Source organism: Planosporangium spinosum, assembly GCF_049999945.1.
In the GTDB taxonomy this organism is placed as follows: domain Bacteria; phylum Actinomycetota; class Actinomycetes; order Mycobacteriales; family Micromonosporaceae; genus Planosporangium; species Planosporangium spinosum.
Map to the genome: position 1 here is coordinate 42238 of NZ_JBLYUB010000014.1, position 18158 is coordinate 60395.

The window sequence follows — 18158 nt, forward strand, 5'->3', positions numbered from 1 at the left end:
CGCGGGTACCGGGGGAGTCAGCGGGACAGGACCTGCCGGGTGACGTCGGCGCAGATGCCCGCGCCGTAGGACAGGCCGCGGGAGCCGTCGTAGCGGGCCAGCACAGCGAGGACCCACTCGTCCCGGACGGCCAGGCAGGCGACGTGCCACGTGCCCTCGTCGTAGATGAGGGTCCAGCCGTTCTTGATGGCGGTGGTGGCGGCGACGTCGGCGGGGAGGGCGTCCACGATGCCGAAGCGGCCCTCGCCGCGTACCTGGCGCATCTGGGTGAGCACCCACGGCGTCCAGGTGGCGCCGGCGGCACGACCGTCGGCGACGCACTGGCCGAGGCGGGTGGCGTCGCGGGCGGTGACCTGCGTCTTGCTCCACCACCCGTCGACGACGGTGGTGTCGGTCAGGTCGCAGATGGAGATCATGCGGTCGACGACGGCGTTGCCGCCGTCGAAGCGGTAGATGTCCTCCGCGGCCTGGTCGTCACTGTCGCGGATCATGGTGGTGAGCTCGTCGAGCCGCTGCTGGCCGGGAGTGACCCCGTTGGCGGCCTGCCGGCGCAGGTAGTCCGAGGCGATCCAGATTTTGATCATCGACTCGGTACTGCTGGTGGCGTCGGTGTGGTTGGCGGAGCCGGTGATGGCGCCGGACCGGCGGTCCAGCAGCGCCCAGGACATGAACCCGTCCACGGGCACCGTGACGGAGTCCGGTCCGGGTAGCGGCGTGGGGAGGTTCACGGTGGCGCGCGGGCCGGACGACGGGCCGGTGGACGCGCCGGTCGGGGCCTGTCCGGCGGCGGTCGACGAGCGGCGCGCCGCCACCGCGGACAGTTGGTGACCGGCGACGACGACCCCGGTGGCGCCGGCCACCACGACCACCATGGCGATGGCCAGCCGGCCGAGCGCGCCCCGGCGGCGATCCGTGCGCCGCGGCTGCGGGCGGAGGCCGGGGCGGTCGGAGTAACACGGGCGGTCGGAGTACGACGGGCGGTCGGAATGCGACGGGCGGTCGGAATGCGACGGGTCGTCGGGTGCGGCGGCCGAGGAGGGTGGCGCGGCCGAGGAGGGTGGGGCGGCCGCCGAAGAGCGGTACACGGTTCCCCTGGCCGCCGACCGGGATCCCGGTCGAGCCGGTCCGGCTCCTCTCGGGTCGTACACAGGTTGTGCCTTCTTTCCTGCCGCATCAATCAGCACGGTGCCGTCCCAGGGTCACCGGACTGGATCGGAGATGCGTCAAAACAATGTTCGAGAACTGTCAGGGCCGCCCCGCGGATAGGGCCGGGCGACCGGATCGGCTGCGTGACCGGACGGCTGCGTGACCGTACCGACACGCCGGGTGCGCTTACTGACCCTTACGTGGGCTTTGCCGGCCACGACCAGCAGGTAGGCCCGCTGTGATTCGTAAGACCCCGAGCCCCGCCGGCCACGCGTGACCATCCGAGGGGCGGGCGGCGCCCGTACCGTCCCCGAACACGCCGGCGATCCGGGCGTGACGATGGCCGGGGCATGATGGGCGGCGTGACCGAGCACACCACGGGCAAGGGGCTCGTCCTCGTTGTGGAGGACGAGCGGCCCATCGCCGACCTCGTCCGGCTCTACCTGACCCGCGACGGCTTCGGCGTACACGTCGAGCATGACGGGGCGGCCGGCCTCGTCGCGGCCCGGAAGCTGCGACCTGTCGCCTGCATCCTCGACATCGCCCTGCCGGCCATGGACGGTACCGAGGTGTGCCGGCGGCTGCGCGAGGACGGCGACTGGACGCCGGTCATCTTCCTCACCGCGCGTGACGACGAGATCGACCGGATCCTCGGCCTGGAACTGGGCGCCGACGACTACGTCACCAAGCCGTTCAGCCCGCGTGAGCTGGTCGCCAGGGTCAGGGCGCTGCTGCGGCGGGCGGCCGGGCCGCCCGGCGGCGACCGGGTACGCCGGCTCGGGCCGATCACGGTCGACCCCGCCCGGCGCCTCGTCGAAGTCGCCGGTGCGCCGGTCGCACTCACGCCGACCGAGTTCGACCTGCTCGGCCACCTCGTCGCCCGCCCGGGACGGGTGTTCACCCGCGAGGAGCTGCTCGCGTCGGTCTGGGGGTACGCGGCAGCCGCCGGCACCCGTACCGTCGACGTGCACGTCGCGCAGCTGCGCGGCAAGCTCGGCGATGCCGCGGCACTGATCCACACGGTGCGCGGGGTCGGTTACACCGCCGACGACCGCCGATGATCCGTACCTTCTCCGCCCGCGCGATCCTGGTCACCTGCCTGACCGCGGTGGTATCCGTGATCGTGACCGCGGCGGTGGCGCTGCCGGTCGCGGTCGCCTCCGCCAACCGCCAGGCCAGGCAGGGGCTCGTGGAGAAAGCGACGCTCGTGGGTGAGGTGTTCGCCGCGGCGCGACCGGCCGAGCGTGAGGCGCTGCTGTCCCGGCTGCGCCAGCAGCGGATCCAGGTGTACCTGGTCCGCCGGGGCGTCGCCGACCGGCCCGGCCTGCCGCCGCGGGTCGTCCGGGCGGTCGCGGCCGGGCTGCCGGTGGACCAGCGGGTCACGATCGACGGGCGGCAGATGCTCGTCGCCGGGCGGCCCCTGGCCGCCACGGGCAACGGCGTGGTGCTGACCCGGCCGGCGGTCACCGGTACCGCCGGACTGGTCCTGGGCAACCTCTGGCTCGCGCTGGCGGCGGGCCTGGTGGCCGGCCTCGCCGCCGGTGGCCTGCTCGCGCGGTTGGTGACCAGTCCCATCCGGGACGCGGCGTTGGCGGCCGCGCGACTGCGGGCCGGCGACCGCTCGGTCCGGCTGGCTGTCCGGCCACCCACCGAGGTGGCCGACCTGGCCGAGTCGTTCAACCAGCTCGCGGCGGCCCTGGCCACCAGCGAGGGGCGGGAGCGTGACTTCCTGCTGTCGGTCTCCCATGAGCTGCGCACCCCCCTGACGACCATCCGCGGGTACGCCGAAGCCCTCGCCGACGGCGTCGTCGGCCCGGACGGTGCGCCCAGAGCCGGCCGTACCGTGCTCGACGAGGCCGACCGGCTCGACCGGCTCATCTCCGACCTGCTCGTCCTGGCCCGGCTGGAGGCGGCCGACCTGCCGGTCGAGCTGATGCCGGTCGACCTCGTCGAATTGATCGGTGCGGCGGCCGAGGCGTGGGGCGGTCGCTGCGCGGGGGTCGGCGTGGTGCTGCGTACCGAACTGCCGGACGCCCCCGTGGTGGTGCGGACCGACCCGGGGCGGATCCGGCAGGTCGTGGACGGGCTGTGCGAGAACGCGTTGCGGGTGGTACCCGCCGGTGCGCCGCTGGTGCTCGCGGTGCGGCCAGGTCCGGACGCGGGCGTCGTGGAGGTACGCGACGGCGGCCCCGGCTTCACCGACGACGACCTGGCGGTGGCGTTCGAGCGGGGTGCGCTGTACCAGCGCTACCGGGGCGCCCGCAAGGTCGGCAGCGGGCTGGGGCTGGCCCTCGCGGCCCGCCTGGTCGGCCGGCTCAGCGGCACGATCGAGGCCGGTCACGCCACCGAGGGCGGCGCCCGGTTCACCGTCGCCCTGCCGTCTGAGCACACCCTGCCGTCCTGAGCACGCCCTGCCTTCCTGAGCGTGCCCTGCCTTCCTGGGCGTGCCCTGCCCCACCGGCCGCCGCCTGATCGTCGCCCGTACCCGCGCGCCTGACCGCGCACTTGCGCGCCGGCGGTACCCTCGCCCGCGGTCATTCGTATCCGGACGAGGGGGATCCGTGTCGTTGCCGGCTGTTCCGGCGCCACCGGTGGCGCCGTCCCGCCCACGCCGCCGCCTGCTCCTGGTGGTCACTCCGTTGGTGGTCCTGCTGGCCGCGCTCGCGGTGACCGCGGGCGTCCAGCTCAACCGGCCGGCACCGGCCGGCGTGCTGCGCGTGTCGGTACCGGGCTCGCTGTCGATTCCCGGCCAGGTCACGGACGTCCCCTGGCCGGCACGGGGCCAGGCGCACCTGGGCGTCGACGGCCTCGGCACCATCGGCAGCGCCGGCGACGGGGCGTCGGTCCCGATCGGCAGCGTCGCCAAGGTGATGACCGCGTACGTGGTCCTGATCGACCACCCTCTCGACGTCGGCCAGGACGGCCCGGCGATGACCGTGACCGCCGCCGACGTGGCCGACTACCGGGCGCGGATCCCGAGTGGACAGTCGCTGGTGCCGGTGACCGCCGGTGAGCGGCTGACCGAACGGCAGGCGCTGCAGGCGCTGATGCTGCCGTCGGCCAACAACGTCGCCCAGATGCTGGCCAAGTGGGACGCCGGCGGCGCCGACGCCTTCGTGGCCAAGATGAACACCACCGCCGCCAGCCTCGGGATGGCCGGTACCCACTACACCGACCCCAGCGGCTTCGCGCCCACCACCGTCAGTACCGCCGCCGACCAGACGCGCCTCGCCGAGCAGGCGTTGAAGCTGCCGGCCTTCGCCGAGATCGTCGCGCAGCCGAGCGCGACGCTGCCGGTCGCCGGTACCGTCCGCAACTACAACAGCCTGCTCGGCGTCGACGGTGTGTTCGGCATCAAGACCGGCTCCACCGACGAGGCCGGCGGCAACCTGCTCTTCGCCGCCCACCTCACCGTGGCAGACAAGACCCTGACCGTGGTCGGCGCGGTCCTCGGCCAGCCCGGCAGGAACACCGACGAACAGCTGGCGGCCGTCAACGCGATCGTCCGCCCGCTGCTCACCGCCGCCAGGCGGCTGGTTCGGGTGTACACGGTGCTGCCCGCGGGGACCGTCGGCGAGGTCCGCACCGCGTGGGGCGAGACGGTACCGGTCCGCACCGCGTCGGACGTACAGGTCATCGGCTGGCCCGGTCTGACCGTCACGGTGACCGTGCGGCCGGAGCGGCCCGGCCCGCGGGTCACGTCCGGCCAGCAGCTCGGCGCGTTGACCGCGCACACCATCGCCGGCGACGTCACGACCGACCTGCGCGCCGACGCAACGGTCACCGGGCCCTCGCGGTGGTGGCGGCTGACCCGTACCTCCTGACGGGCCGTACCTCCCGCGGCTCAGGCCAGCAGACCGTCGATCCGGCCGGACCAGCCGTCCAGGACCTTTCCCGGGTCGGTGTCGAGGACACCGTGCAGCAGGGTCGCGTACACGTCGCGGAAGTCGGTGGTGAACTTCAGGTCGCCGTCGTCGAGGTCGGTGAGGCTGGGCTGCGCGCCGTAGCAGCCGCCGTGGACCGGCGAGCCGAGGACGAACAGGTCCGACGCGGTGCCGTGGTCGGTGCCCTGGGAGGCGTTGGCCCGTACCCGCCGGCCGAACTCCGAGTACACCGCGACGACGACCTTGCGGCCGGCGTCGGTGCGGGCCATCCGGTCGGCGAACGCGGTCAGCGCGGTGTCCAGTTCGGACAGCTTCCGCTGCTGGGCCTCCTTCTCGTCGGCATGCAGGTCGAACCCGCCCAGCGAGACCGAGTACACCCGGGTGGCCACGTCGGCCTCGACGCAGCGGGCGACCAGGTCGAGCTGGGCGGACAGGGCGCCGCGCCCGCCGGTACCGGTCGCCGCGGGCGGGTTGTCCCCGGATGTCGCGGACATCGGCGACGGCGACGGCGACGGGGTGGCCGTCACCGCGCCGACCATCCGGTCGACCTCGACCAGGTCGGCGTACGCGCGGGCGGCGCGCGCCTGCAGCGGCGGCTCGCCCGGCGCCGGTGTACCCAGGCCGGTGAGCGTGGCGGCGGCCGGCGGCCTGCCCTGGCGAGGTGACACGGCGGCGCCGGCGGTCGTCGCGCCGGCCAGCACCGGCGGGAGTACCGGCTCGAACGACACCGCGTGGCGCGGGTCGCCGCCGGTCACGTCCAGCCAGCGGCCCAGCCAGCCGGTGTTGCCCGGCCGCTCGGGCTGCCCGGTCTGCCAGATGTCCATCGACCGGAAGTGGCTGTGGTCGGGCCTGGGGTAGCCGATCCCGCGCACGATCGCCAGCCGGCCGGCGTCGTACAGCCGTTTGAAGCCCTTCATGCCGGGGTTGAGACCCAGTTCGCCGTCCAGGCGCAGGACCTCCTCGGGCCGGTACGCCAGCTCCGGCCGGGCGTCGTGGTAGGCCGGGTCGGCGTACGGGATGACGGTGTTGAGACCGTCGTTGCCGCCGTACAGCGTCACGAGTACCAGGGTCCGGGCGTCCGCCGGCCGGTCACCGGCGGTGGCGAACAGGTGCGACAGACCGTACCCGGCGGCGCCGGCGGCCAGGGCGGCCCCGCCCGCCACGCCGCTGGCGACCAGGAACCTGCGACGGGTCAGCGTGTCCATGCGGCGTCTCCTCACATCACCGTGTATTCGGGGCTCGCCAGGCCCAGGGCGATCAGCCGCCGGACGTCGCCGGCCGACCGGGCCAGCACCGCCCGGGTCCGGTCGGTGAACGCGTCCACCACCAGCAGCCGGGCCAGCGCGTCGGGGCGCTGCGCCGCGGGTACCGCGGTGAGCCGGGCGACCACGCCCGGCTCGGCCCGGGCGGCCAGCAGGTCGGCCAGGCGCAGCCGGACCCCGACCGCCGAGGTGGACAGCCAGGCCGTACCCGACGGCCAGCCGCCGACGCTCGGCGGTGCGAACGGTACCTGCCCCAACTGGTCGAGCCCCTGGAGTAGTTGGCGCTGCTGCTGGGCGGCCAGCGCGCCGGGGCGGATGCCCAGTTGGCGCATGGCGCCCACGGCCCACTCCACCGGCTGCTTGACCAGCTGACCCGGGGTGGCGGCGAACCTCGGGTCGGTCAGCAGCGCCCGCAGCAGGGCGGACACGGAGTGCCCCGGCCCGTACGCGGCGACCAGCCGGTCACGGGCGTCGTCGGGCAGCGGGTCGCCGGAGGCGTACCGCGCCCACAGTCGCGCGGCCAGGAAACCGGCGTGCGCCGGCTGGGCCAGCAGCACGTCGGCGAGGCCGTCGGCGTCCAGCGGTGCGGTCCGGCCGAGGACGGTCTTCACGCCGCTGTCGTGGCGCTTCGGGTCGAACACGGCCGTGCGCTTCGCCGGGTCGATCCGCCAGCCGGTGAGCGCCCGCGCGGCCTGCCGGACGTCGGCCTCGCCGTAGCGTCCGATGCCGAGGGTGAACAGTTCCATCAGCTCGCGCGCCAGGTTCTCGTTCGGGGCCTTCGCGGTGTTCTTCTGCCCGTCCAGCCAGAAGAGCAGCGCCGGGTCGCGCAGCATCGCCTTCAGCAGTGCCCCGAAGTCGCCTCCGCCGTACCGCTGCAGCGTCTGCTGCTGGGCGAGCATGAGCGGGGCGTCGCGAACCTTCTCCACCGAGGTGGCCCAGTGGCCGTGCCAGAAGAAGGTCAGCTTCTCGGACAGCTGGTGGTCGGCCTGCACCATCCGGTCCAGCCACCACAGGGTCACCGTGTTCGTCTGCTCGCGCTGCTGCTGACGCGCCTTCTGCCGGGCGTCGGCGTCGGCCTTCGGTCCGGGTACGGCGACCGGTTCGAGGGCGGGTACCGGCGTGCGCGCCGCCCCCGCGTCGGTGCCGGCGGGGGCGAACAGCACGGCCAGGGTGGCGTCGAGGCCGGCGCGCTCGGCGGCGTCGACGTCCTCGGCGCGGGGGCCGAAGGTGGCGCGGCGCAGCAGGTGCGCCAGCTCCGTCCGGGTAGCCATGACCGGACCCTAGCCGGTCGGTGTTCGGGTTCGGTAAATGTCTCGTCCGGGACCGGTCAGCGTGGGACGGGTCAGGGCGGCTGGGTACAGGTGTCGAACGCGACGCCGCCGAGGTCGGACAACACCCCGATCCGGTCGGTCACCTCCACCCCACCGGCCTTCACCCGGATGTCGGCCTGCACCGGGAGGGGCTGGGGGCAGGTGTCCGGCAGGTCGAACAGGAACGTGACCAGCAGGGACGTGCCCCGGCCGAGGATACCGCCGGGCGCCACGGCGGCCGGGCTGCCGCAGCTCCCGCCGGTGACCGAGGAACCGGTCGGGCGCAGGAGGCCGAGCGGCAGGACCGGCCCGACCCCGACCAGGGTCACCGGCGTCGACGTCACGTTCTCGACGGTGAACGACACCGTGAGGGTGTGCCGGCCGTCGGTGACCGGCGGGCAGACCGCACCGAGGGTGATGTATCGCTCCTGCCGGGTCGGCCGGGCTGTCGCCGACGGGGCCGGTGCCGTGGCGTCCGGTGCCGTGGCGTGCGGCTCGACGGAGCGCTGGGTGTACCAGCGGACCAGCAGCAGCGCGCCGACGGCGACGACCAGCACGGCCACCGGTACCCGCCGCGACCATCCGGGCCGCCGGTCGTGTGCCGGACCGTTGCTGATCTCATCGACGTCCATCGTCGCCACCCTTGGGGGAGCCTGCGTTGTTTCCTACTTGAGCTGGCCGGCGGTCAGGCCGGACTGGACCTGTCGGTGGAACACGACGTACGCGACCAGGACCGGGATCATCGCGATCGTCATGCCGGCGAACAGCGCGCCGTAGTCGCCCCGGTAGCCCTCGTGGATCGCCAGCGCGGTCAGGCCCTGGGCCAGTACCCACCGGTGTTCGGCGCCCTGGCCCTGCATCAGCACGATGGGCAGGACGTACTGGTTCCAGTGGCTGAGGAAGTTGAAGATGCCGACGCTGACCAGACCGGCCCGGGCCATCGGCAGCATCACCCGGAAGAACAGTCCGAAGTGGCCGCAGCCGTCGACGAGCGCCGCCTCGCTGACCGAGGTGGGCAGGGTGCGGAACACGGCGGTCAGGAAGAAGACCGTGAACGGCAGCGAGTACGCGGTGTAGACGAGCATCAGTCCGGGCAGCGTCCCGAGCAGGCCCAGGTTCTTCACCACGAAGAACAGCGGTACCAGGGCCAGGAAGACCGGGAACATCATGCCGCCGACGAACAGGTGGTACACCGCGCGGCTGCCGCGGAACGGGTACCGGGCGAGCACGTAGGCGGCCATCGAACCGAGCAGCATGGTGAGCGTCAGCGAGCCGCAGACCACGATGGCGCTGTTGACGAAGTACTCGCCGATGTGGGCGGCGTTCCAGGCCCGTACCCAGTTCTGCCACCGTAGCGCCGACGGCAGCCCCCACGGGTCGGTGAGGATCTCCTCGTCGCTCTTGAACGAGCTCACCACCGCCCACAGCAGCGGGAACGTGGTGAGCACCGCCCAGCCGAGCAGGAACAGGTGGGAGAACGCGTCGGCGACGCCCGACTCGCGGCGCGGCGGGCGGTCACCGGCGCGGCCGGTCGCCGGCGGGTCGGTGCCCGGCGGATCGGTGCCGGCCACCGGGGCGGGGTGGAGGTCGGTGCTCAACTGCATGCGGCCCTTCCGTGCTCGGCTCAGTGCTTGATGCGACTCGGCTCAGTGCTCGATGCGACTCGGCTCAGTGCTCGACGCGACTCGGCTCAGTGCTCGACGCGTTCGCGTCTGGTCAGGCGGAGGGCCAGGACCGCCACGGACAGGGTGAGGAACAGCATCGCGACGCCGATGGCCGAGGCGTAGCCGAACTTCGCCTCGCCGAACGCCGTGCTGTACAGCCGCAGCCCGATCACGTCGGAGCTGAACCCGGGGCCGCCCTCGGTGACGATCTGCACCAGGGCGAAGCCGTCGAGGGCGAGGATCGCCAGGTAAACCCAGGCCACCTGCACGGTGTCCCACAGCAGCGGCAGCGTGATCCGGACCAGCGTGGCGGACCGGCCCGCGCCGTCGAGCAGTGCCGCCTCATAGATCTCGCGCGGGATGGACTGCATGCCGGCGCCGAAGAGCACCACGTAGAAGCCGACGTTGCTCCACACCATGACGGCCAGCACGCACCAGAACGCCAGCTTCGGGTCGCCCAGCCAGGGCCGGGCGAGCGACCCCAGGCCGGCGGCCCGCAGCGCGCCGTTGATCAGCCCGCTGTTCGGCGCGTACATCTCCTTCCACAGCACGCCGATGATGGACACCGACAGCACCTGCGGGAAGAAGTAGACGATGCGGTAGACGGCCGACCCGCGCACCCCGCGCACGCCGGCCCGGTTGCGGTGCCCCCCGACGTTGAGCATCGACGCGAAGAACAGGCCCAACGCGATCGTCACCACCGGCAGGACCACCAGCAGGATGCCGTTGTTACGCAGCGCGTTGCCGACGTAGCGGTCACCCAGCAGCCGCCGGAAGTTGTCCAGCCCGACGACGTGGTACTCCGGGGACAGCCCGCCCCAGTCGGTGGCCGAGATCCCGAACGCCTGCACGTACGGCGAGAGCACGAACAGCGCGTACAGGGCCAGTGGCGGGATGAGGAAGGTGGCGATGAACAGGCGTCTGCCGTGGCGCATGGGCGTTGCCACTCCTCCTAGACGCGCTTGTACTTCTTGATGGAGCTGTCCCGCGCGATCTCGTCGGCCCCCTGCTGGCACTGCTGCACGAACTGCGCCGGGTTGATCCGTTTGGTGAACAGGTCGCCGCACGCCGCGTCGACGAGGTTGCGCTCCAGCTTGCGGTAGAAGGAGTTGTACACCCAGTTGAAGCCCTTGTCACCGGAGGCCTTGAGCGCCTTCGTCACCGACGTCAGGCCCGGCGGCAGCGTCACACCCTCCTCGGCGCCCTGCACGCAGGTGAGGCTGCTGGTCTTGCCGATGAAGTCGGCGGCGCCCTTGCGGGACAGCATGATCCGCAGGTACTCCAGGCCGCCGGCGGCGTTCCTGGCCTTGGCCGGCACCACGAACGGCTCACCGGCGGTGCCGCGCATCGCCGCGAACGGCAGCTTGTCACCCTTGGTCAGGCTCGGCGTCGGCGCGACGGTCATGCCGAAGTCGGCCGGCGTGACCGACTTCTGCTCGCTCTCCAGCCAGGAGCCGCAGGAGATGAACGCGGCCTTGCCCCGGCACCACTCGGTCTGCGACTGGATGTGGTCCATGCCCTCGGAGCCGGGCAGGATGTAGCCGTCGACGGCGAGCTGGTAGTACGCCTCGGCGGCGGCCTTGACCGCGTCGTGCTTCCAGGCGTTGGGTTCGAGGTTGTCGATGGCGACCAGCAGGTCCGGCCCGCCGAGCTTCGCCGCGGCCGACAGGATCGGCCAGCTCATGTACCGGGGGTGCTTGCCCTGGTAGGTCCAGGGCGCGATGCCGGCCGCCTTGATCTCCTTGCACAGCGCGATCATCTCGTCCCAGGTCGTCGGGTACTGCCAGCCGTGGTCGGCGAACAGCTTGCCCGAGTACCAGATGCCGTACGCGGTGTAGGTGTAGTTGAGCGCCATGGTCTTGCCGTCGTACGTGCCCGGCAGCAGCGAGCCCGGCAGCAGCGTCTGGCGGACCGTCTTCTTCGGGTCGTCCAGGCTCGGCGCGTCGAGCAGCGGTGCCAGGTCGGCAAGGGCCCCCTGCGATACCAGGCCGTTGAAGTCGATCTGGTTGCCGCCGGAGTTGTCGATGACGTCCGGCGGGCTGCCGTCGACGAAGCGCGGCTGGAGCGTCTTGGCGATCTCCTGGGTGGCCGAGTGCGTGACCTCGGCCTTCGGGTACCGCTCCCGGTACATCGCCTCGTGCGCCTTGGCGTACTCCTCGCCGAAGCCGCCGTTGAAGATGACCACTTCCAGCGGCGCGTCCGTGGCGACGCCGAGCGGGTTGGCGCTGTCCTTCGTGCCGCCGGCGCGCCTGTCGTCACCGCTGCCACCACCCATCGCGCAGGCGGACATGCAGCCGCCGGCGGCGGCGAGGGCGCCGGCGCCGGCGGCACCGCGCAGCAGTCCCCGCCGGCTCAACGGGGCATCGGTGGTCCTCATCGGTGGCATTCGGGGTTCTCCTCTGTGGACGGCGGGGGGCGTACGGAGCACGGGTAGGGGCTGGCCGGTCAGGTCGACGACGGCGCCCAGCCGTCGGCGGCGAACCGGCCCGCATCGCCGGCCTCGCCGTGGAACAGCATGCCGGCGCGGTCGCGGGCGGAGACCTGGTCGGCGTAGACGCCGCGGCCCTGGCCGCTGCCGTCGGTGGTGTAGCGCAGGCGTACGTGGGTGGTGCCGGGGGCGAGGGTGGCCGAGACCGCCCACCAGCGGCGCCCGCCGTACCCGGTGAGCGTGCCGTCGCTGTACCAGTCACCGGCCGGTGACCGCAGCCGCACGCCGACCGGCGACCAGGTGGTACCGCCGTCTGCGGAGGCCTCGACGTGGACGGCGTCGTAGCCGGGCTCGGTGTCGTACCACAGCGACAGCCGCAGCTCGCCCGCCTCGCCGGCGGCCCGGCGCAGCGGCGCGGTGAGGGTCAGCGTGCCGTTGTCGCGGTGCGCGGTCCGCCAGGCCGTCCCGCCGGCCGGCGGGCGTACCGGCATGGCGTCGGCGAGGTCGCGGGCGACCGCGCGGCGGGAGTTGTTGTTGCTTCCCCAGTTCCGGTCGGGGTGTACCCGGTTGCTGAGCAGGATCACGAACGCGTGCGACAGCGGGTCGACCACGATCGAGGTACCGGTGAAGCCGGTGTGGCCGAACGTGACCGGCGAGGCCAGCCCGTCCATGTACCAGTGCTTGTCCAGCTCGAAGCCCAGGCCGCGCCGGCTCTCCGGGTCCTCGCTCTCCAGATGGGCGTTCTGGTTGACGAGCATCGCGCGCACGGTGCTCTCGCGCAGGATCCGCCGGCCGCGGTACTCGCCGCCGCCCAGCAGCATCTGGCAGAAGATCGCCAGGTCGTCCACGGTGGAGAAGACACCGGCGTGCCCGGCGATGCCGCCGAGCGACCAGGCGTTCTCGTCGTGCACCTCGCCCCACACCATGCCGCGGCCGGCGTACGGCTCGTACTCGGTGGCGGCGATCCGGCCGCGCTTGTCGGCCGGCGGGTTGTAGCCGGTGTCCTTCATGGACAACGGGTCGGTGATGCCGGTGCGGACCGCCTCGTCGAGGCGCTGGCCGCTGACCCGGTGCACGAGTTCGCCCAGCGCGATGAGGCCGAGGTCGGAGTACACGTACTGCCGGCCGGGCGCCGCGCCGGGAATGAGTGGGGTGGCCAGCGCCTCGGCCAGCCGGGACGGCGGGTCGGGCTGGTCGCTCCACAGCGGCAGGAAGGCGGGCAGTCCACCGGTGTGGGTGAGCAGATGGCGGACGGTCACCGATTCCTTGCCGCCGGCGGCGAACTCGGGCAGGTACCGGGCCACCGGCGTGTCCAGGTCGATCCGGCCGCGCTCGACCTGCTGCATGACCACGACGGTGGTGAACAGCTTCGACACCGAGGCCAGGTCGTAGATGGTGTCCGGGCGGGCGGGGATCTGCTGGTCCGGGGGCAGTTCGACGCCGGCCCGTTCGGGCGGCGGGCCGACCGCGCTGTAGCGCACCGCCTTGCCGGCGGCGGTCCGCGCGACGACGACGCCGTCCTTGGCGGCCAGGACGGTGGCGCCGGCGTACGTGGGATGGGCGGCGTGGTCGGGCGTGGGGGACAGGTAGGCCGCGAGGTCGGTGCCGATCCGCTGGACGTACTCGGGCAGCAGGCCCGCCTCCCGCGCGGTACCGGTGCGCAGGGTGCGGTGCTGGAACCGGATGTCGGCCGGCGTGACGGTCGGCGGCGCGCCGGGCAGCGCGGCGGGGGCGCCCGGCGGCGCACCGCCCGGCCGGTCCGGTCCGGCGACCTGCGGTGCCAGCGGCGCGACGGCGGTGACCACGGTGACGGCCAGGGTGGCCCAGCGAGGGATCAACACGCACCTCCACGACTATCGATGTAAAGGATGTAGTTTTCCTTCGGCTGTTTCAAGGGGAAGGAATGTTCTTGCCACAGGGCGGACCGCCGACTAATTTGCCGGGGTAGATGGATCGGTAGGAGGAGTCGTGGATCGTCGTCGCCTGCTGGCCATCACCGGAGCGGCCGCGGTCGCCCCGACCGTCGGCGCGGTGGCCGACCAGTGCCCGGCCGGTGCAGCGGCCAAACCGGGCGGGCCGTCCGGCGACCGCGTGCGCACCGGTCTCGACCGGCTGGTCGAGACCGGCTGGGCCACACTGGCCGGCCGGCGGGTCGGGGTGATCTCCAACCCGACGGGGGTGGACCGCGGATACCGGCACCTGGTCGATCTGATGCACGCCGACGGCCGGGTGCCGGTGTCCGCGGTCTTCGGGCCCGAGCACGGCTTCCGGGGCTCCGCCCAGGCCGGCGGCAGCGAGGGTACCGGCGTCGACGCCCGTACCGGCCTGCCGGTCTACGACGCCTACGGGGCGGGCGTCGACCGGTGGGCGCAGCTGTACGCCCAGGCCGGCGTGGAGACCGTCGTGTTCGACATCCAGGACGTCGGGGCGCGCTTCTACACCTACATCTGGACCATGTACGACTCGATGGTCGCGGCGGCCCGGGCCGGCCTGCGCTACGTGGTGCTCGACCGGCCCAACCCGATCGGCGGGCGCGCCTACGGTCCGGTGATGACGCCCGCGTTCACCTCCGGCGTGGGCAAGAAGGCGATCGTCCAGCAGCACGGGATGACCGTCGGCGAGCTGTCGCGCCTGTTCAACGGCGAGTTCGTACCCGCCGACGCCGGCCGTCCGGCCGTGCTGGAGGTGGTGGCCTGCCGGGGCTGGTCGCCGGAGGAGATGGCCGGCGACACCGGCGTGCCGTGGGTCCTGCCCAGCCCGAACATGCCCACGCCCGACACCGCGCTGGTCTACCCCGGTACCGGGATGTTCGAGGGGGTCGCGACGATCACCGAGGGCCGCGGCACCACCCGGCCGTTCGAGCTGGTCGGCGGGCCCGACCTCGACCATCACTGGGCCGACCGGCTGAACGCCGCCGGCCTGCCCGGGGTCGCCTTCCGGGAGGCGTACTTCACGCCCACGTCGAGCCGGTTCGCCGGCACCCTGTGCGCGGGGGTGGAGGTGAAGGTGACCGACCGGCGGGCGTTCGACCCGATCCGCACGGGCGTGGCCATGCTCGTCGAGGCCCGGCGGTACCCGTCGTTCGCCTGGCGGGCGGACGCGTGGGACCCGGACCGCCCATACTGGATCGACAAGCTGACCGGCTCCGACCGGCTGCGGACGATGATCGACGCGGGTGCGCCGACCGGCGACGTGGTGGCCGCGTGGCGCGCCGAGCTGGCCGCCTTCGAGGCGCGGCGCCGGCCGTACCTGATCTACCGCCGCAAAGATTGACGGATGGCGGCAGCGGAAGGAAACTTTCCCACATGACCGACAACGGTGCCGACGCCGGTGCCGCGCACGGCGGCGGCCGGGCCACACCGACCACGGTGAAGGCGCGCGGCCTGTTGCCGTCGCTCTCGCCGGCCGAACAGCGCGTGGCGCGGGTGGTGATCGAGGACGCCGGCAGCGTCGCCCAGCTCACCATCACCGAGCTGGCCAAGCGCGCCCGGACGTCGGAGACGACGGTGATCCGCTTCTGCCGGACGCTCGGGTTCACCGGCTACCCGCAACTGCGCCTGACGCTGGCCGCCGAGGCCGGGCGCGTGCCGGACGACGGCTCCCCGGAGCGCGCGATGGGCAGCGACATCAGCCCGAGCGACGACCTCACCGAGGTCGTCGAGAAGATCGCCTTCGCCGACGCCCGCGCCATCGAGGACACCGCCGCCCAGCTCGACGTCGCGGTCCTGGCGCGGGTGGTGGACGCCGTGGCGGCGGCCCGGCGGGTCGACATCTACGGCGTCGGCGCCAGCGCCTTCGTCGCCCAGGACTTCCAGCAGAAGCTGCACCGCATCGGGCGGGTCGCGTACGCCTGGTCCGACCTGCACGTCGCGCTGACCAGCGCGGCGCTGCTCACCGAGCACGACGTGGCGTTCGGCATCTCGCACACCGGCGCCACGATGGACACCATCGAGGCGTTCGCGGAGGCCGGCCGGCAGGGAGCGCTGACCGTGGCGCTCACCAACTTCCCCAAGTCGCCGATCACCCGGGTCGCCGACCTGGTCCTCACCACGGCCGCCCGGGAGACCACCTTCCGCTCCGGCGCGATGGCCAGCCGGCTGGCCCAGCTGACGGTCGTCGACTGCGTGTTCGTGGGGGTGGCGCAGCGGACGTACCCGCAGACCCGCGCCGCTCTGGAAGCCACCTACGAGGCGGTGCGATCGCGTCGCGCCCGGCCCCAGCGGGAGCGCTGGTGACCGGCGGGGACGGCGACATGAGCTGGCCACCCACCGAAGCGCGCAACCCCCGCACGGTCGCCATCGACGAGTCACCGACGCTGGACGTCCTCCGGCTGCTCAACGCCGAGGACGCCACCGTACCGGGGGCGGTGGCCGCGGCGCTGCCGCAGCTGGCCGACGCCGTCGACCTCGCCGTCGACGCACTCGCGGCCGGTAACCGCCTGCACTACTTCGGCGCCGGCACCTCGGGGCGGCTGGCCGTGCTCGACGCCGCCGAACTGCGCCCGACCTTCGGGCTCGAACCCGGCCGGGTGGTCGCGCACCTCGCCGGCGGGTTGCGCGCGCTCACCAACCCGTCCGAGGACGCCGAGGACGACGCCGCCAGCGGTGCGGCCGACGGCGCCGAGGTCGACCCCGGCGATGTCGCCGTGGGGATCACCGCCAGCGGGCGGACCGTCTACGTGGCCGGCGCCCTGCGCGCCGCCCGCGCCCGCGGCGCCGGCACGGTCCTGGTCTCGGCCAACCCGGCCGCGCCGCTCGCCGCGCACGCCGACGTCCACGTCGCGGTGGACACCGGACCGGAGGCGATCACCGGCTCGACCCGGCTCAAGGCGGGCACCGCGCAGAAGCTCGTACTCAACTCACTGTCGACCGCCGTCATGATCCGGCTCGGGCGTACCTACTCCAATCTCATGACCGACATGATCGCCAGCAACCGGAAGCTGCGGGCCCGCCAGGTCCGGATGCTGGCGCAGGCGACCGGTACCGACCACGACAGCTGCGCGGACGCCCTCGCGGCGGCGGGCGGCGACCCGAAGGTGGCGCTGGTGACGCTGCTCTCGGCGGTGAGCCCCGACCAGGCGCGGCAGGCCGTCGCGGCGGCCGGCGGTGTGGTGCACAAGGCGCTGCGGGTGGTCCGGTCGGCGCGTCAGGCATAGCAGCACTTCCCAAGATCCGCGCCCCTCCGCAAGATCCGCGCCCCTCCGCAAGATCCGCGCAATGTCGCGAACATTGCTGCATCCGCCGCCCTGGAAGCAGCAATGTTCGCGACATTGTCCGATCGTGGAGCGGCGTTACTGCACCGAGAGATGGACGTGGTTGGTGTGGTCGCTCGACGGGTCGCCGTTGCCGTTGTTGTAGGCCCGCCAGCCGGTACTGGGCATCCAGATCTGTTTGAACCAGATCACGTACAGCACGCCGAGCGCCTTCGCGTTGGCGATGAACCAGGCGGCGAGGCGGTTGCCGTAATCCCGTTCGGCGCCGGTGGCGACCCCGCCGAAGCCGCCGGTCGCGGCGGCGAAGTCGCAGGCCCGGCCGCGGGGGTGTTCGCCGCCGTCCTCCTGCGGGCGGTAGCAGGACACGAAGTGGGTGAACCCGGCGGCCTTGGCCTGCTGCAGCGCGTGCAGCGTCCGGGGAGTGATGCAGCCCGAGGTCGTGGGATCGTCGACCGAGCACGACTCCGGGGCGAGGCTGCCGTCGGCCCGCCGGGGTACCGCGGTCGCGCTGGCGGCGCCGCCGGTACCGCTCACCCCGGAGGTCCGGGCGGCGGCTCCCAGGGCCTTCTCCGCCGCCTTCTTGCGCGTGTCCATCTCGGCGAGCTGGTTCTGCTGCACCTTGATCTCGTTGTCCAGGGCCGCCTGCTGGTCGCGCTGGCTCGCCTGGGTCTGGGTCAGCCGGCGCAGCCGGCTGTCGTCGACGCGGGTCTTGCTCTGCAGCGTGACGGCGCGCTGGAACAGGCCGCCGGGGGAGTCGCTGTCGAGCAGGGCGGCGACCCCGCTGACCCGCCCGCTCTTGTAGGCGGCCGCGGCCAGCGCGCCGACCTCGTCGGTGAGCCGGGCCAGTTCGGTGTCGGTGGCGCGCATCTGCTCGCCGAGCTGGGCCTGGCGCGCCTTGGAGGCATCCAGCCGGGCGGCGGCGTCGTTGTACCCGCGCGCCGCCGCGTCCAGTTGGTCGCGCAGCGAGGCGGTGCCGCCCTCGGGGCCCGGAGCGCCGGGCTCGGCGTGCACCGGACCGGCGGGCTGGACGCCCAGCATGACGGCGACGGCGAGCAGGGCGGCCACGGCGAGCCGGGCGGCTCGGGACAGCGCGGACGCGGACAGCGCCGAACGGGACAGCGCGGACGCGGACAGCGCCGAACGGGACAGCGCGGACGTGGACAGCGCCGGACGGGACAGCGCGGAACGGGCGCGGACGGCGCGGGGCGTCACGAATGGTTCCTTCCCTCAGTGCCTCTCAGCGGTGCCGCGG

General features: G+C 73.2%; 15 protein-coding genes. 6 read left to right on the top strand and 9 right to left on the bottom strand.

Annotated elements, in window-relative coordinates; translation table 11 throughout:
• Window positions 1–17: 17 nt before the first annotated feature.
• On the bottom strand, window positions 18–1085 hold the full coding sequence (locus ACNTMW_RS19240) for a hypothetical protein (RefSeq protein WP_426635058.1): 1068 nt from the start codon (window positions 1083–1085) through the stop codon (window positions 18–20).
• A gap of 423 nt (window positions 1086–1508) precedes the next feature.
• On the opposite strand from ACNTMW_RS19240, the gene ACNTMW_RS19245 reads away from it, so the two are divergent.
• From ACNTMW_RS19245 to ACNTMW_RS19255, 3 genes are all read left to right on the top strand, one after another.
• Window positions 1509–2207, top strand: coding sequence for a response regulator transcription factor (locus ACNTMW_RS19245; protein ID WP_426635059.1), 699 nt, complete (start codon window positions 1509–1511; stop codon window positions 2205–2207).
• Entirely contained in the window at window positions 2204–3550 is a 1347-nt protein-coding gene (locus tag ACNTMW_RS19250) for a HAMP domain-containing sensor histidine kinase (protein WP_426635060.1), read from the top strand. The genes ACNTMW_RS19245 and ACNTMW_RS19250 overlap by 4 nt, the downstream gene beginning before the upstream one ends.
• Window positions 3551–3707: 157 nt before the next feature.
• Complete coding sequence (locus tag ACNTMW_RS19255; protein ID WP_426635061.1) at window positions 3708–4970, top strand: D-alanyl-D-alanine carboxypeptidase family protein; 1263 nt, start codon at window positions 3708–3710, stop codon at window positions 4968–4970.
• A 20-nt stretch (window positions 4971–4990) separates the two neighbouring features.
• On the opposite strand, the gene ACNTMW_RS19260 is transcribed toward ACNTMW_RS19255, so the two are convergent.
• The 7 genes from ACNTMW_RS19260 to ACNTMW_RS19290 all read right to left on the bottom strand — a co-directional run bounded on the left by ACNTMW_RS19260 (window position 4991) and on the right by ACNTMW_RS19290 (window position 13535).
• Window positions 4991–6235 (bottom strand): DUF1501 domain-containing protein, encoded by a 1245-nt coding sequence (locus tag ACNTMW_RS19260; protein ID WP_426635062.1) that lies wholly within the window; start codon window positions 6233–6235, stop codon window positions 4991–4993.
• 11 nt (window positions 6236–6246) lie between these two features.
• Complete coding sequence (locus tag ACNTMW_RS19265) at window positions 6247–7563, bottom strand: DUF1800 domain-containing protein (protein WP_426635063.1); 1317 nt, start codon at window positions 7561–7563, stop codon at window positions 6247–6249.
• A 71-nt stretch (window positions 7564–7634) separates the two neighbouring features.
• Entirely contained in the window at window positions 7635–8234 is a 600-nt protein-coding gene (locus ACNTMW_RS19270) for a hypothetical protein (protein ID WP_426635064.1), read from the bottom strand.
• 33 nt (window positions 8235–8267) lie between these two features.
• A complete protein-coding gene (locus ACNTMW_RS19275; RefSeq protein WP_426635187.1) occupies window positions 8268–9200 on the bottom strand; it encodes a carbohydrate ABC transporter permease in 933 nt (310 codons plus the stop codon).
• 92 nt (window positions 9201–9292) lie between these two features.
• On the bottom strand, window positions 9293–10201 hold the full coding sequence (locus ACNTMW_RS19280; RefSeq protein ID WP_426635065.1) for a carbohydrate ABC transporter permease: 909 nt from the start codon (window positions 10199–10201) through the stop codon (window positions 9293–9295).
• Window positions 10202–10218: 17 nt separating this feature from the next.
• Window positions 10219–11643, bottom strand: a complete 1425-nt coding sequence (gene ngcE, locus ACNTMW_RS19285) for an N-acetylglucosamine/diacetylchitobiose ABC transporter substrate-binding protein (protein ID WP_426635066.1) — start codon at window positions 11641–11643, stop codon at window positions 10219–10221.
• A gap of 68 nt (window positions 11644–11711) precedes the next feature.
• Window positions 11712–13535 (bottom strand): serine hydrolase domain-containing protein, encoded by a 1824-nt coding sequence (locus ACNTMW_RS19290; protein WP_426635067.1) that lies wholly within the window; start codon window positions 13533–13535, stop codon window positions 11712–11714.
• Between the two features lie 127 nt (window positions 13536–13662).
• On the opposite strand from ACNTMW_RS19290, the gene ACNTMW_RS19295 reads away from it, so the two are divergent.
• Genes ACNTMW_RS19295 through murQ form a run of 3 tightly spaced genes read left to right on the top strand, consistent with a single transcriptional unit; the run spans window position 13663 to window position 16849 of the window.
• Window positions 13663–14967, top strand: a complete 1305-nt coding sequence (locus tag ACNTMW_RS19295) for an exo-beta-N-acetylmuramidase NamZ family protein (protein ID WP_426635068.1) — start codon at window positions 13663–13665, stop codon at window positions 14965–14967.
• 32 nt (window positions 14968–14999) lie between these two features.
• A complete protein-coding gene (locus ACNTMW_RS19300) occupies window positions 15000–15929 on the top strand; it encodes a MurR/RpiR family transcriptional regulator (protein WP_426635069.1) in 930 nt (309 codons plus the stop codon).
• 17 nt (window positions 15930–15946) lie between these two features.
• Window positions 15947–16849 carry an N-acetylmuramic acid 6-phosphate etherase gene (gene murQ, locus ACNTMW_RS19305; protein WP_426635070.1) on the top strand — a complete coding sequence of 301 codons (903 nt, stop codon included), beginning with the start codon at window positions 15947–15949 and terminating at the stop codon, window positions 16847–16849.
• A gap of 135 nt (window positions 16850–16984) precedes the next feature.
• Here the strand turns inward: murQ and ACNTMW_RS19310 are convergent, their stop codons facing one another.
• Window positions 16985–17944, bottom strand: coding sequence for a VldE C-terminal domain-containing protein (locus ACNTMW_RS19310; protein ID WP_426635188.1), 960 nt, complete (start codon window positions 17942–17944; stop codon window positions 16985–16987).
• Window positions 17945–18158: the final 214 nt, after the last annotated feature.

What these genes read in the sequence shown, in the direction of transcription:
- ACNTMW_RS19250 (WP_426635060.1), top strand. Translation starts at nt 2,204, where the DNA reads ATGATCCGTACCTTCTCCGCCCGCGCGATCCTGGTCACCTGCCTGACC.
- ACNTMW_RS19260 (WP_426635062.1), bottom strand. Translation starts at nt 6,235, where the DNA reads ATGGACACGCTGACCCGTCGCAGGTTCCTGGTCGCCAGCGGCGTGGCG.
- ACNTMW_RS19265 (WP_426635063.1), bottom strand. Translation starts at nt 7,563, where the DNA reads ATGGCTACCCGGACGGAGCTGGCGCACCTGCTGCGCCGCGCCACCTTC.
- ACNTMW_RS19270 (WP_426635064.1), bottom strand. Translation starts at nt 8,234, where the DNA reads ATGGACGTCGATGAGATCAGCAACGGTCCGGCACACGACCGGCGGCCC.
- ACNTMW_RS19280 (WP_426635065.1), bottom strand. Translation starts at nt 10,201, where the DNA reads ATGCGCCACGGCAGACGCCTGTTCATCGCCACCTTCCTCATCCCGCCA.
- ngcE (WP_426635066.1), bottom strand. Translation starts at nt 11,643, where the DNA reads ATGAGGACCACCGATGCCCCGTTGAGCCGGCGGGGACTGCTGCGCGGT.
- ACNTMW_RS19300 (WP_426635069.1), top strand. Translation starts at nt 15,000, where the DNA reads ATGACCGACAACGGTGCCGACGCCGGTGCCGCGCACGGCGGCGGCCGG.
- murQ (WP_426635070.1), top strand. Translation starts at nt 15,947, where the DNA reads ATGAGCTGGCCACCCACCGAAGCGCGCAACCCCCGCACGGTCGCCATC.
- ACNTMW_RS19310 (WP_426635188.1), bottom strand. Translation starts at nt 17,944, where the DNA reads ATGCTGGGCGTCCAGCCCGCCGGTCCGGTGCACGCCGAGCCCGGCGCT.